At 59.9% G+C, this 13624-nt stretch carries 7 protein-coding genes; 5 read left to right on the top strand and 2 right to left on the bottom strand.

Features of this window, described 5'->3' with window-relative positions:
• Positions 1 to 53 precede the first annotated feature (53 nt).
• The gene (gene glnA, locus FPT12_RS13345; protein ID WP_019691316.1) at positions 54 to 1460 is read right to left on the bottom strand and encodes a glutamate--ammonia ligase; all 1407 of its coding nucleotides are present in this window, start codon (positions 1458 to 1460) and stop codon (positions 54 to 56) included.
• A gap of 329 nt (positions 1461 to 1789) precedes the next feature.
• On the opposite strand from glnA, the gene thiI reads away from it, so the two are divergent.
• Positions 1790 to 3244 (top strand): tRNA uracil 4-sulfurtransferase ThiI, encoded by a 1455-nt coding sequence (gene thiI, locus FPT12_RS13335; protein ID WP_145016677.1) that lies wholly within the window; start codon positions 1790 to 1792, stop codon positions 3242 to 3244.
• Between the two features lie 139 nt (positions 3245 to 3383).
• Positions 3384 to 5204, top strand: coding sequence for a translational GTPase TypA (gene typA / locus FPT12_RS13330; protein WP_145016676.1), 1821 nt, complete (start codon positions 3384 to 3386; stop codon positions 5202 to 5204).
• A 116-nt stretch (positions 5205 to 5320) separates the two neighbouring features.
• On the opposite strand, the gene FPT12_RS13325 is transcribed toward typA, so the two are convergent.
• The gene (locus FPT12_RS13325) at positions 5321 to 5758 is read right to left on the bottom strand and encodes a YkgJ family cysteine cluster protein (protein ID WP_145016675.1); all 438 of its coding nucleotides are present in this window, start codon (positions 5756 to 5758) and stop codon (positions 5321 to 5323) included.
• 252 nt (positions 5759 to 6010) lie between these two features.
• Here FPT12_RS13325 and FPT12_RS13320 point away from each other — a divergent pair, with 252 nt between their 5' ends.
• The 3 genes from FPT12_RS13320 to FPT12_RS13310 all read left to right on the top strand — a co-directional run bounded on the left by FPT12_RS13320 (position 6011) and on the right by FPT12_RS13310 (position 13612).
• The gene (locus tag FPT12_RS13320; protein WP_145016674.1) at positions 6011 to 8461 is read left to right on the top strand and encodes a glycogen/starch/alpha-glucan phosphorylase; all 2451 of its coding nucleotides are present in this window, start codon (positions 6011 to 6013) and stop codon (positions 8459 to 8461) included.
• A 196-nt stretch (positions 8462 to 8657) separates the two neighbouring features.
• Entirely contained in the window at positions 8658 to 12251 is a 3594-nt protein-coding gene (locus FPT12_RS13315) for a DUF2339 domain-containing protein (protein WP_145016673.1), read from the top strand.
• Complete coding sequence (locus FPT12_RS13310) at positions 12248 to 13612, top strand: DUF3999 domain-containing protein (RefSeq protein ID WP_145016672.1); 1365 nt, start codon at positions 12248 to 12250, stop codon at positions 13610 to 13612. The genes FPT12_RS13315 and FPT12_RS13310 overlap by 4 nt, the downstream gene beginning before the upstream one ends.
• Positions 13613 to 13624 lie beyond the last annotated feature (12 nt).

The raw sequence follows: 13624 nt of genomic DNA, 5'->3' as shown, positions 1-13624 counted from the left end.
CCTCCCGAAGGAGGCCTGATTTTTGTTACGCCGCTTGCGCGAGCGTCACTGGATCAGCAGCTGTAGTACAGCTCGTATTCCAGTGGGTGTACGAAGGTACGTACTTTGATTTCTTCTTCGCTTTTCAGGGCGATGTAAGCGTCGATGAAGTCGTCGCTGAAAACGCCGCCTTTGGTCAGGAACGCACGACCTTTGTCCAGCTCTTCCAGGGCTTCTTTCAGGCTGCCGCAAACTTGTGGGATCTCTTTCGCCTCTTCAGGCGGCAGGTCGTACAGGTTTTTGTCTGCAGCATCGCCTGGGTGGATCTTGTTCTGGATGCCGTCCAGGCCAGCCATCAACAGGGCAGCGAAGCCCAGGTACGGGTTGGCTGCCGGATCCGGGAAGCGTGCTTCGATACGGCGAGCGCGAGGGCTCGACACGTAAGGAATACGGATCGAAGCGGAACGGTTGCGAGCCGAGTAGGCCAGCATTACCGGAGCTTCGAAGCCTGGGACCAGACGCTTGTAGGAGTTGGTCGACGGGTTGGTGAAGCCGTTCAGGGCCTTACCGTGCTTGATGATGCCGCCGATGAAGTACAGGGCGGTATCGGACAGGCCGGCATAACCTTCGCCAGCGAAGGTGTTCTTGCCATCTTTGGCGATGGACAGGTGAACGTGCATACCCGAACCGTTGTCGCCGTACAGCGGCTTAGGCATGAAGGTCGCGGTGCGGCCGTAGGCATCGGCAACGTTGTGTACGCAGTACTTCAGGGTCTGAACTTCGTCAGCCTTGGCGACCAGGGTGTTGAACTTCACGCCGATTTCGTTCTGGCCAGCAGTCGCCACTTCGTGGTGGTGAACTTCGATGACCAGGCCCATTTCTTCCATGGCGTTGCACATGGAGGTACGGATTTCGTGGTCGTGGTCGAACGGCGGAACCGGGAAGTAGCCGCCTTTGACGCCTGGACGGTGGCCTTTGTTGCCGCCTTCCACGTCCTGGTCGGACATCCACGAACCTTGTTCGGAGTAGATCTTGAACATCGAGCCGGAGATGTCGGACTTGAACTTTACTTCGTCGAAGATGAAGAACTCAGGCTCTGGACCGACGAAAACGGTGTCGCCGATACCGGTGGATTTCAGGTATTCCTCGGCGCGCTTGGCGATGGCACGTGGGTCACGGTCATAGCCTTGCATGGTCGAAGGCTCGATCACGTCGCAAACCAGGATCAGGGTCGGCTCTTCGGTGAACGGGTCCAGGACGGCAGTGGTGTCGTCCGGCATCAGGATCATGTCGGAGGCTTCGATGCCTTTCCAGCCGGCAATGGAGGAACCGTCGAACATTTTGCCTTCTTCGAAGAAGGCTTCATCCAGCGCATCACGGGCCGGCATGGTCACGTGGTGCTGAGTGCCTTTGGTATCAGTGAAGCGCAGATCAATCCACTTGACGTCATGATCTTTGATGAGTTGAACCGACTTCGACATAGTGCCTCCGGGTGGCTTCGGGCGGGTAGTGGAGTGCCCTTGGAATATGGGTGATGCCGGCGCGAATACTCTGCCTTGGCAACCTGCCTCACAAGGGAGCAAATTGCATGCCAGTGCCCCGACTTGGGTTTATTGCCCCAATATCACGCTTTTAAAGGTGCAAGGCGCTCTAAAATGGAAAATCCCGCCCTTTAATGTAGCGCTCAACTTCACAAATGACCCGTTTTGGTGCATCAAAAACCTTCTGCACATTAACTGGTTAAACCTTGAGCAATTTCCGCTATAATCCGCGCCCCCCTTTTTCGGCTGGCCCTGCGCGCGCTGTTTTCATGAAACTAATCGTAAAAGTCTTCCCCGAGATCACCATCAAGAGCCGCCCGGTACGGATGCGTTTCATCCGTCAATTGGCCAAAAACATCCGTGCCGTGCTCCGCGATCTGGACCCGGCCGTGGTGGTGAACGGCGTGTGGGACAACCTCGAGCTGGAAACCCGTGTCAGTGACCCCAAGGCCCTGAAGGACATGACCGAGCGCCTGAGCTGCATGCCGGGCATCGCGCATTTCCTGCAGGTCGACGAGTACCCGCTGGGCGACTTCGACGACATCGTCGCCAAGTGCAAGCAGCACTTCGGTGATTCGCTGGCCGGGAAGATCTTTTCGGTGCGCTGCAAGCGTGCCGGCAAGCACGAATTCAGCTCGATGGACGTCGAGAAATACGTCGGCAGCCAGCTGCGTCGTCAGTGCGGCGCCGCCGGAATTTCACTCAAAGAACCCGAAATCGAAGTTCGCATCGAAATTCGCGACCAACGGTTGTTTGTGATCCATAGCCAGCACAACAGTATCGGCGGCTACCCGCTCGGTGCGCTGGAACAGACCCTGGTGCTGATGTCCGGCGGTTTCGATTCCACCGTCGCGGCTTACCAGATCATGCGCCGCGGGCTGATGGCCCACTTCTGCTTCTTCAATCTCGGCGGGCGTGCCCACGAATTGGGCGTAATGGAAGTCGCGCATTTCATCTGGAAGAAGTACGGCAGCTCCCAGCGCGTGTTATTTGTCAGTGTGCCGTTCGAGGAAGTGCTGGGAGAAATTCTCGGCAAAGTCGATAACAGTCATATGGGCGTAGTATTGAAGCGTATGATGTTGCGCGCTGCGTCCCGGATCGCTGATCGGCTGGACATCGAGGCGCTGGTCACCGGCGAAGCGATTTCCCAGGTTTCCAGCCAGACGCTGCCGAACCTGTCCGTGATCGACTGCGTGACCGACAAGCTGGTGTTGCGCCCGCTGATCGCCAGTCACAAGCAGGACATCATCGACCTGGCCAACGAAATCGGCACCGCCGATTTCGCCAAGCACATGCCGGAGTACTGCGGGGTCATTTCAGTGAACCCCAAGACCCACGCCAAGCGCCCGCGCGTGGAGCATGAAGAGAAAGAATTCGATATGGCAGTGCTCGAGCGTGCGCTCGAGAACGCCAAACTGGTGCCGATCGATCGCGTAATCGATGAGTTGGGCCAGGACTTGCAGATTGAAGAAGTCAGCGAAGCGCTGGCCGGTCAGATCGTCATCGACATCCGTCACCCGGATGCCGCCGAAGACGACCCGCTGGAGCTTGCTGGCATCGAGGTACAAGCGATGCCGTTTTATGCACTGAACGCTCGTTTCAAGGAACTGGACCCTACTCGCCAGTACCTGCTGTATTGCGACAAAGGCGTGATGAGTCGCCTGCATGCTCACCATTTGCTCAGTGAGGGGCATGCCAATGTGCGCGTTTATCGACCGAGCTAAGAGCCCGGGGCTGTTTGCCTGTGGCCTGCGTCACCGGCCCCCCGACTCTGCCGTCAAGCTGTAACGGCAAGGCCTGACTCTACTGTAAATCGCTGCCAAGACTTGTCAGCACACCGAATCCTCTGATCGAGATACACAAGTGATCGAAAATCTACGCAACATCGCCATCATTGCTCACGTTGACCATGGTAAAACCACCCTGGTAGACAAACTCTTGCGTCAATCCGGCACTCTGGAGCGCAACGAGCTCAACGACGAGCGCGTGATGGACTCCAACGACCAGGAAAAAGAGCGCGGTATTACCATTCTGGCGAAAAACACCGCCATCAACTGGAACGGCTACCACATCAACATTGTGGACACACCGGGCCACGCCGACTTCGGCGGCGAAGTTGAACGCGTAATGTCGATGGTTGACTCCGTTCTGCTGCTGGTTGACGCTCAAGACGGCCCTATGCCGCAAACCCGTTTCGTGACCAAGAAGGCTTTTGAAGCCGGCCTGCGTCCGATCGTGTGCATCAACAAGGTTGACCGTCCAGGCGCGCGTCCGGACTGGGTTCTGGACCAGATCTTCGACCTGTTCGACAACCTGGGTGCCACCGAAGAACAACTGGACTTCAAAGTCGTCTACGCCTCGGCCCTGAACGGTATTGCCGGTCTGGACCACAACGAAATGGCTGAAGACATGACCCCGCTGTACCAGTCGATCGTCGACAACGTACCGGCGCCGGCTGTTGACCGTGACGGTCCGTTCCAGATGCAGATCTCCGCACTGGACTACAACAGCTTCCTGGGTGTTATCGGCGTTGGCCGTATCGCTCGTGGTCGCGTCAAGCCGAACACCCCGGTTGTCGCTATCAGCGCCGACGGCAAGAAGCGTAACGGTCGTATCCTGAAACTGATGGGTCACCACGGTCTGCACCGTATCGACGTTGAAGAAGCCGCCGCAGGCGACATCGTGTGCATCAGCGGTATGGACGAGCTGTTCATCTCCGACACCCTGTGCCAGCTGGACACTCCGGAGGCGATGAAGCCTCTGACCGTTGACGAGCCAACCGTTTCCATGACCTTCCAGGTCAACGACTCGCCTTTCTGCGGTAAAGAAGGCAAGTTCGTGACTTCCCGTAACATCAAGGAACGTCTGGACAAAGAGCTGCTGTACAACGTTGCACTGCGCGTTGAAGAAGGCGACTCGGCTGACAAGTTCAAGGTTTCCGGCCGTGGTGAGCTGCACCTCTCGGTACTGATCGAAACCATGCGTCGCGAAGGCTTCGAAATGGGCGTTGGTCGTCCGGAAGTGATCATCCGTCAAGTTGACGGCGTGAAGCAGGAACCGTTCGAAAACGTAACCATCGACACCCCTGAAGAATCCCAGGGCAAGGTCATGGAAGAGATGGGCCTGCGTAAAGGCGACCTGACCAACATGGTGCCGGATGGCAAAGGCCGTGTTCGTCTGGAATACAACATCCCTGCTCGCGGTCTGATCGGTTTCCGTAACCAGTTCCTGACCCTGACCAACGGTGCTGGCATCCTGACCTCGATCTTCGATCGCTACGACACCATGAAGTCCGGCGACATGTCCGGCCGTCAGAACGGTGTTCTGGTATCGGTAGAAACCGGCAAGGCGCTGACCTACTCCCTGGAAACCCTGCAGGCGCGTGGCAAGCTGTTCGTTGAACACGGTCAAGAGATCTACAACGGTCAGATCGTTGGTCTGAACAGCCGTGACAACGACATGGGCGTCAACCCAACCAAAGGCAAGAAGCTCGACAACATGCGTGCTTCGGGTAAAGACGAAACCATCGCTCTGGTTCCACCTGTTCGCTTCACCCTGGAACAGGCCCTGGAATTCATCCAGGACGATGAATTGTGCGAAGTGACACCTAAGTCGATCCGCCTGCGTAAGAAGATCCTGGACGAAGGCGAGCGTACCCGCGCTGCCAAGAAAGCCAAGAACTGAGTTAACTCAGGCTGAATGAAAAACGCCCCCGGTCGAAAGGCCGGGGGCGTTTTTGTTTGTCTGCCTGTAGCAGCTGCCTCGCGGGCTCGGTAGCTGCTACGGAATAGTGGCTTTGATCAGAACTTGTCCAGGGTCCGCGGATTGTTCTCGCGCACGACTTCTTTCGGCTTGTACGCGCAATAGCCTGGCCGTGGACCGATTTTTGGGTGGTTGCGGCAAGTATCCGGGCGCTTTTCATAAATAGTGCACAAACGGCTCTTACGATCCAGGTACAGGCAATCGTTGTTGCTCATGCGTTGGAGCGTGAAGATCTCGGACTTCTGGTTGTAGCGCTCGACAATCCCTTCCTTCTGCAAGCGCTTGGCGATGTTCTTGGGTGGATCGCCCAGTTCGAATTCGTCGACGATGCCGATGCGGATCAGGTCTTTGATCTTGACCTCGACCGGCAGCGTGCAGCAGCTGGACACGCACGAGCCGCACATCGGGGCAGAGTACTTGGCCCAGGTATCGAGGCGGTCGATCTCCGCGGCGGCGATCAGGTTCGGCTTCATCATGTGGAATTACCAGCGTGCATCAGGGCGCGCGATCATACCGGGACTGGTGATTTTTTGAACGACCATTTGCCGGTTTTTTTATGGCTACACTGAATTTTCCGTGCGATCGGCATGGCATCTGCATCTTTTCAACGTGTATCGGCAAGGGGATAGGCTCGATTCAGGCGATTGCAAAAAACGCCGAACGAGCGCATTTATCTCATGTCAGACCGACTAGGCTCGTCAATTTCATGCTCGTCCGAGGTCCTATCGATGACTCAAGAACCACTAGTTCGCGAAGCTGAAGTGGCCGCATTTCGCGACGCCGTATTGACCAAACTTACCTATGCAGTGGGCAAGGACCCGGATCACGCTTTTGACCATGACTGGTTTGAAGCCATTGCCCTGGCGGCGCGTGATCACATGGTCGAGCACTGGATGGACCACACGCGGCAGATCTACCGCAAAGGCCAGAAGCGCGTTTACTACCTCTCGCTGGAATTCCTCATCGGCCGCCTGCTCTACGACAGCCTGAGCAACCTTGGCCTGCTCGATGTGGCTCGTGAAGCGCTGACCGAGCTGGGCGTCGACCTCGAACGCATTCGCCTGCTGGAGCCGGACGCCGCACTCGGCAACGGTGGCCTCGGTCGCCTGGCGGCGTGCTTCATGGAAAGCATGTCGACGCTCGGCATCGCCGGCCATGGCTACGGTATTCGTTATGAACACGGCTTGTTCCGTCAGGCGGTTGTCGATGGCTGGCAGCAGGAGCAAACCGAAAACTGGCTGGATTTCGGCAACCCCTGGGAATTTGAGCGGCCGGAAGTGGCTTACCCGATCGGCTTTGGTGGCAGCGTTGAAACCGTGACCGATGAGACCGGCAGGTCCAAACAAGTCTGGACGCCGGCGGAAACCGTTCGAGCGATTGCTTACGACACGCCAGTCGTCGGCTGGCGCGGCGCTAGCGTCAACACCTTGCGCCTCTGGCGTGCACGAGCCATGGAAGACTTGCACCTGGAGCGCTTCAACGCTGGCGACCACTTGGGGGCGGTGGCCGAAGTGGCTCGCGCGGAAAGCATCTCCCGCGTGCTCTATCCCGCCGACAGCACCGAGGCCGGTCAGGAGCTGCGGCTGCGTCAGGAGTACTTCTTCGTCGCCGCATCCTTGCAGGACCTGCTGCGCCGTCACCGCAACATGCACACCTCGGTGCTGACCCTGGGCGATCACGCGGCGATCCAGCTCAACGACACGCACCCCTCGATCGCCGTGGCCGAATTGATGCGTCAACTGGTCGATGTGTACGACGTAGCGTGGGACGCGGCGTGGCAGATCACGGTCGATACGCTTTCCTACACCAACCACACACTCTTGCCTGAAGCGCTGGAAACCTGGCCAGTTGGTTTGATGGAACGGATGCTGCCACGGCACATGCAGATCATCTATTTGATCAACGCCCAGCACATCGACTCGCTGCGCGCCAAAGGCATTCATGACTTTGACGTATTGCGCGCGGTGTCGCTGATCGAGGAAGACAACGGTCGCCGGGTGCGCATGGGTAACCTGGCGTTTCTGGGTTCCCACAGTGTTAACGGCGTGTCCGGCCTGCACACCCAACTGATGCGCAGCACGGTGTTTTCCGAGCTGCACAAGCTGTATCCGGAGCGAATCAACAACAAGACCAACGGCATTACGTTCCGCCGCTGGCTCTATCAGGCCAACCCGCAACTGACCTCGATGATGGTCGACGCGTTGGGCCCGGATCTGTTGGATAACCCGGAACAGAAACTGATCGGCCTGGAGCCGTTTGCCGAGAAAGCGGCGTTCCGCAACGAGTTCGCCGAGCAGCGCCTGCACAGTAAAAAAGCCTTGGCCTATCTGATTCATGAACGATTGGGAATCGCGGTCAATCCGGCGGCAATGTTCGATGTGCAGGTCAAACGGATTCACGAGTACAAGCGCCAGTTGCTCAACCTGATGCACACCGTGGCGCTGTATCAGGCGATCCGCGCCGAGCCGGAAGTCGATTGGGTGCCGCGGGTGAAGATCTTTGCCGGTAAAGCCGCCGCGAGTTATCACCAGGCCAAGCTGATCATCAAACTGACCAACGACATCGCCCGGGTGGTCAACAACGACCCGACGGTGCGCGGCTTGCTGAAAGTGGTGTTCTTGCCCAACTACAACGTCAGCCTGGCGGAAAGCATCATTCCGGCGGCCGACCTGTCGGAGCAGATTTCTACGGCCGGTTTTGAGGCTTCCGGTACCAGCAACATGAAGTTCGGTCTCAACGGCGCGCTGACCATCGGCACCCTGGACGGTGCCAACGTGGAAATGAGTGAGCGCATTGGTGTCGAGCACATGTTCATCTTTGGTCTGACCGCGCAGCAGGTTGAGGCGCGCAAACAGAATCACGAGTTCCACGCCGCGCCGGATATCGCCGCCTCTCGTCGGCTGGGGGATGTGCTGCAAGCGATTCGCGGCGGTGTGTTCTCGCCGGATGAACCGTCTCGTTACATGGGCTTGATCGATTCGTTGATCGAATATGACCGCTTCCTGGTCTGCGCCGACTTCGATTCCTACTGGCATGCCCAGACGCGGGTTGAAGAGCGCTGGCACGATTCGCAGGAATGGTGGCGCTCGGCGGTGCTCAACAGTGCGCGCATGGGCTGGTTTTCGTCCGACCGGACCATTCGCGAGTACGCCACGGAAATCTGGAAAGCGCTGGAGTAATTTTTAGCCGCCGTTTGATCGGATCGATATACTGACGCCCCGAAAAAGATCGCAGCCTTCAGCAGCTCTTACAGTCAGTGTTCACCTAAAGTATGGGTGCACGCTGCCGTTGTAGGAGCTGCCGAAGGCTGCGATCTTTGCAATACGGGCTGCGCCAAACGTTTTCGGTTGGCCAATGTGCTTAGGGATATCGACCATGCAATGGATGTTCATGCTGATAGGGCTGGTGCTGGGCTGGGTGCTCGATGAGTCATTCAGCGATGCGCTGATCGGCGCATTGATCGGCTTGGGTGCGGGTCAGGCGATTGTGCTCAGGCGCCTGAATTCACAAGCGGACGAGCAGCGTCGTCAACTGGAGCAGGCGCAGGTCGCCCTTGGTGCGGTCGAGCAACGGCTGGCGTTACTCGAAACCCATGGTGTCCAATCAGCTCCGGTCCCTGAGTCAACAACGGCCAGCGAGCCGACGCTTTCTCCTGAAGTCACTTTTGACCAAGCACCTGAGCCTGGCCCGGCGCCGTTGTCTGCCGCGCAGGAGCTGGTCTGGGAATTGCCGCCCGAATTCGAACCGGTACACGCGAGCATCGCGTCTGAGCCCGCCGATCTCTGGACCCCGCAACCCAGCGAACCACCACAACCTGCCGAACCCCGTGGCCCAAATCTGATCGAACGTGGCATCGCCGCTGCACGCAATTGGCTGTTTGGCGGCAACACTGTGCTGCGGGTCGGCGTGGTGCTGTTGTTCTTCGGTTTGGCGTTTTTGCTGCGCTACGCCACCGAAGGCATGGTGGTGCCGATTGAATTGCGTTACGCCGGGGTCGCTGCGGCCGCGTTGGCTTTGCTCGGGCTCGGTTGGTGGTTGCGACTGCGCAACACCAACTACGCGTTGATCCTGCAGGGCACCGGCATTGCCGTGCTGTACCTGACGGTGTTCGCCGCCATGCGCTTGCACCCGTTGCTCGACCCGTCGGCGGCGTTGGGCTTGCTGGTGGCGGTGACGATCTTCTCGGCGATTCTGGCGATCACCCAGGACTCGCTTGCGCTGGCCTGTGCGGCGGCGTTGGGCGGGTTCGCCGCGCCGATCCTGACCTCCACCGGCGCCGGCAACCATGTCGCGCTGTTCAGCTACTTCGCCTTGCTCAACACCGGCATCCTCGCCATTGCCTGGTTCAAGGCCTGGCGGCCGCTGAACCTGATCGGCTTCGCGGGCACCTTCGGCATCGGTTTTGCCTGGGGCCTGCGTTCCTATACGGCGGAACTGCTGTGGAGTACCGAGCCGTTCCTGATTCTGTTCTTCCTGATGTACCTGGCGATTGGCTTGTTGTTCGCCCGCCGCAAATTGCTCGAGATGACTGACGCGCCGGAGGATGACAGCCGTGAAGCGCTGCTGCGCTGGTCGGCGCGCAAAGGCGACTACGTCGACGGGACGATGCTGTTCGGTCCGCCACTGGTGGGCTTTGGCATGCAGTTCGCGCTGATTCATCAGTATGAGTTTGCTGCCGCGTTCAGCGCGCTGGCGTTGGGCATCGTGTACATGGGCCTGGCGCGTTTTCTCAGCGGCGGTCGAGCCCTGCTGCTGGCGGAAACCTGCCTGGCGCTGGGGGTGATTTTCGCCAGCCTGGCGATCCCGCTGGGTCTGGATGCGCGCTGGACGGCGGCCGCCTGGGCGGTGGAGGGCGCGGGGATCTTCTGGCTCGGCCTGCGTCAGCATCGGCCGTTGGCACGGGCCTTTGCCTTGCTGTTGCAACTGGGTTCGGCGCTGGCGTTCCTCAGCAAACTGAGCCTGGGCGACAGCAGCCTGCTGGCTGGCTCACCGCTTGGTGCGCTGATGCTCGGCGTGGCGTTGCTGTTCAGTTTCTATCACTTGCGCAGCGCTTCCCCTGAGCAAACCTCGGCCTGGGAACGCAAGGGCTTGCCGGTGTTGGCCTGTGCGGGGCTGATGTTCCTCTATCTGCTCGCGCCGTTGTTCTTCTTCACCCACGGCACCGCGATCAGCTGGGCGCTGGCCGGTTTGGCGACGTTGTTTGTCGGCTTGCGCCTGCAATCGCGGACCTTCCTGTTTACGGCGTTCGCCGTGCAACTGCTGGGCGGTGTGTTGTTCCTGCTGCGGCTGCAAGGCGCCAGCGGTGAGGAGGCGGCGGTGTTCAGCGCTGGCTGGAGCGGTTTGCTCACCGCGTCCTTGATTGGCCTGGCGTTGATCGGCGGCATGCTGTTCGCCGCTCGCGACGACATGGTGCGCAGTGACGCACGATTGCTGCGTGGGTTGTCGGTGGTGTTGCTGGCCGGGTTGGTGCTGATCAATCTGGCGGTGCTGTTCGTGTTGCCGTGGCAAACGGCGAGCGCGGTGTGGGCCGCCAGCGGTCTGTTGATCATCTGGCTGAGCCTGTACTTGCAGCAGCGGGTGAGTTTTGTCTTTGGCTTGTTGTTGCAGGTGATCGGCGGCGCGGCGTTCCTGATCGCGGGGCCCGAACTGCTCGGGCCGCTCGCCAGCGAAGGTCTGCGGCCACTGGGCCACAGCGGTTTCTGGACGCCGATGGTGCTCGGGCTGGCGGCGATGGTCGGTGCCTGGCGCTTGCAGCTAGGCAATCATGCCAGTGCGTTCGATGCCTTGAGCTTGCGGCGCTTGTCCGAGTTGTTGCTGGTGTGGGGCGCGGCCTGGTGGGCGTTGGCGCTGGTCAGCGAAGTGCTGCGTTTTGCACCACTGAACCTGCAAGCCACACTGTTGCTGGGCCTCGCGGCGCTGAGTGTCGCGGTGTGGACGTTGTTGTCTCGGCGACTGCAATGGCCGGAATTGGGCGTGCTCTGCACGTTGCTGATTCCAGCGGCGGCGCTGGTATTGGTCGCGGCCTGGCATTCGCGTTATCACCCGGCGGCGAATTTCGGCTGGCTGGCGTGGGCGGCGGTGTTTATGGTGCATTTCATCTCGCTGCGACGCTTGGCGCCGATGCTCCCCGCGCGAGTATTGAGCGCTGCTCACGTAGTGGGTTGCTGGCTGTTGATCGGCGTCTTGGCGCTGGAGTTGCGTTACGGCTTGCTGGTGTTGTCCGAGCAATACAACGCCTGGCGCTGGCTGGGCTGGGCAATTTTGCCGAGCCTGTATCTGGTGCTGATGGCCGCACCACGCGCCTGGCCGTGGCCGGTGTCGGCGTATGCCCGCGAGTACCGCGTGTACGCCGCACTGCCGCTGGCGTTGTTGATGCTCGGCTGGTTCTGGCTGGCAAACATTGCCAGCGACGGCACCGCCGAACCGCTGCCTTATCTCCCGTTGCTCAACCCGTTGGAAATCGGCCTGCTGTTTGCCTTGTTCGGCGTTTATGTCTGGTCGCGCAGTGCGGTCAGCTCATTGGCGATTCGTGTCGATTACGCCGAGCGCGCCACGCAAGTCGTGGCCGGGGTTTCGCTGTTCGCCTTCTTCACTGCGCTGGTGATGCGCAGCGCTCACCATTGGGGCGGCGTGCCGTTTGAGCTGGATGCCTTGCTGGAGTCGATGTTGGTGCAGGCGGGCTTGTCGATCGTCTGGACCCTGATTGCCCTGAGCCTGATGATCGGCGGGCATTTGCGCCATCGTCGGGAAGTCTGGCTGGTCGGCGCAGCGTTGATTGCGCTGGTGGTCGCCAAACTGGTCTTTGTCGAACTGAGTAACCGCGGCGGTCTGGCGCGGATCGTGTCGTTTATCGGCGTGGGCGTGTTGCTGCTGGTGGTGGGCTATTTCGCACCGCTGCCGCCCAAACGCGCCGAACCAACGTCAGGGCCTGAGAAACCGGCCAATGAATCTGAAGGAGTGTCGTCTTGAATCTGAAGTTGTCGCTGGGCGCCGTTGGACTCTGTGTGGCGTTGTCGGCCACGGCTCAGGAAACACCGGCAGACTTCACCACACAGGTGCCGTTGAGCCTGAGCGGCGAGGGGCCGTGGTATCGCCTCGATTTGTCGCTGGCGGTGCAATTGAATGCACGCCAGACCGATCTCAGCGACGTGCGGGTATTCAACGCAGCCGGTGAGGTGCAGGCCTATTCGCTGGCGCGGGAGCAGGCGCAGAGCCGCGAAAGTCTGGTGGTGAATAACGTTAAGTGGTTTCCGATTTACGACTCGGTCTCTGCCAGCGAGGCGGTGCCGAGCGTGCGCGTGCAGTCCAGCGCCAATGGCACGCTGGTGGACGTCCAGCCATCGACCCCGCTCAAGGCTGGCGAAGAAGTACTGCGCGGCTGGTTGCTGGACGCCAGTGCGATCAAGGCGCCGTTGCAGCAGTTGATCCTCGACTGGACCAGTGAACGCGACGGCTTCCAGCGTTTCAGCATCGAAGCCAGTGACGATTTGCAGCATTGGCAGCCGTGGGGCGAAGGCCAGGTGGCGCGGCTGTCGTTTGCCGATGAGCGGGTCGAGCAGCATGAAGTCAGTTTGCCGGGGCAGAGCGCGCGTTATCTGCGCTTGCTATGGAAAACCCCGCAGGCGGCGCCCGCGCTGACCTCCGCGCAACTGCAAAGCGCCAGTTCCAGCTACCTGCCGCAGCCGTTGGTCTGGTCCGAGCCGTTGGCCGGCAGCAGCACCAAGGCCGGTGAGTACACCTGGCAATTGCCGATGGGCTTGAGCGTCGAGCGCTTGCAGGTCGAGTTGAGCCAGGCTAACAGCCTGGCGCCGGTGACCCTGTCGGGGCGTCGCGAAAGCAGCTTGCCGTGGCAGCCCTTGAGCAGCGGTTTGCTCTATCGACTGACGCAAAATGGCCAGGAGGTGGTGCAGAACGAATTGCAGGTCGCTGGGCATGTGGTGCAGCAGTTGAAGCTGACTGTCGATGAGCGCGGTGGCGGCTTGGGCACACAAGCTCCGACAGTGCGCTATGCCGTACGCTCGACCCAGGTGGTGTTCCTCGCTCGCGGGGCGGGGCCGTACACACTGGCGCTGGGGAGCGCGACGGTTAAAACGGCGAGCTTGCCACTGTCGACGCTGATTCCCGATTACAGTCCCAAGCGTCTGGCGACGTTGGGTCAGGCCAAGGTCGATGGTGCGGTGGTGGTGACTTCGCCGGCTGCAGCAGTGGCGCCGATTGTCCCGGGCGCAAACTGGAAGAAGATTGGCCTGTGGGCGGTGCTCTTGCTGGGGGTGGCGGGTTTGGCGGGGATGGCGTTCAGTTTGCTGCGCAAGCCGCCGGTGAAGTCCTGAGGCTGGCGCAGT

The sequence above is a fragment of the Pseudomonas sp. H3(2019) genome (genome assembly GCF_007713465.1).
Taxonomy (GTDB): Bacteria; Pseudomonadota; Gammaproteobacteria; order Pseudomonadales; family Pseudomonadaceae; genus Aquipseudomonas.
This window is presented reverse-complemented; position numbering and strand designations above follow the sequence as displayed.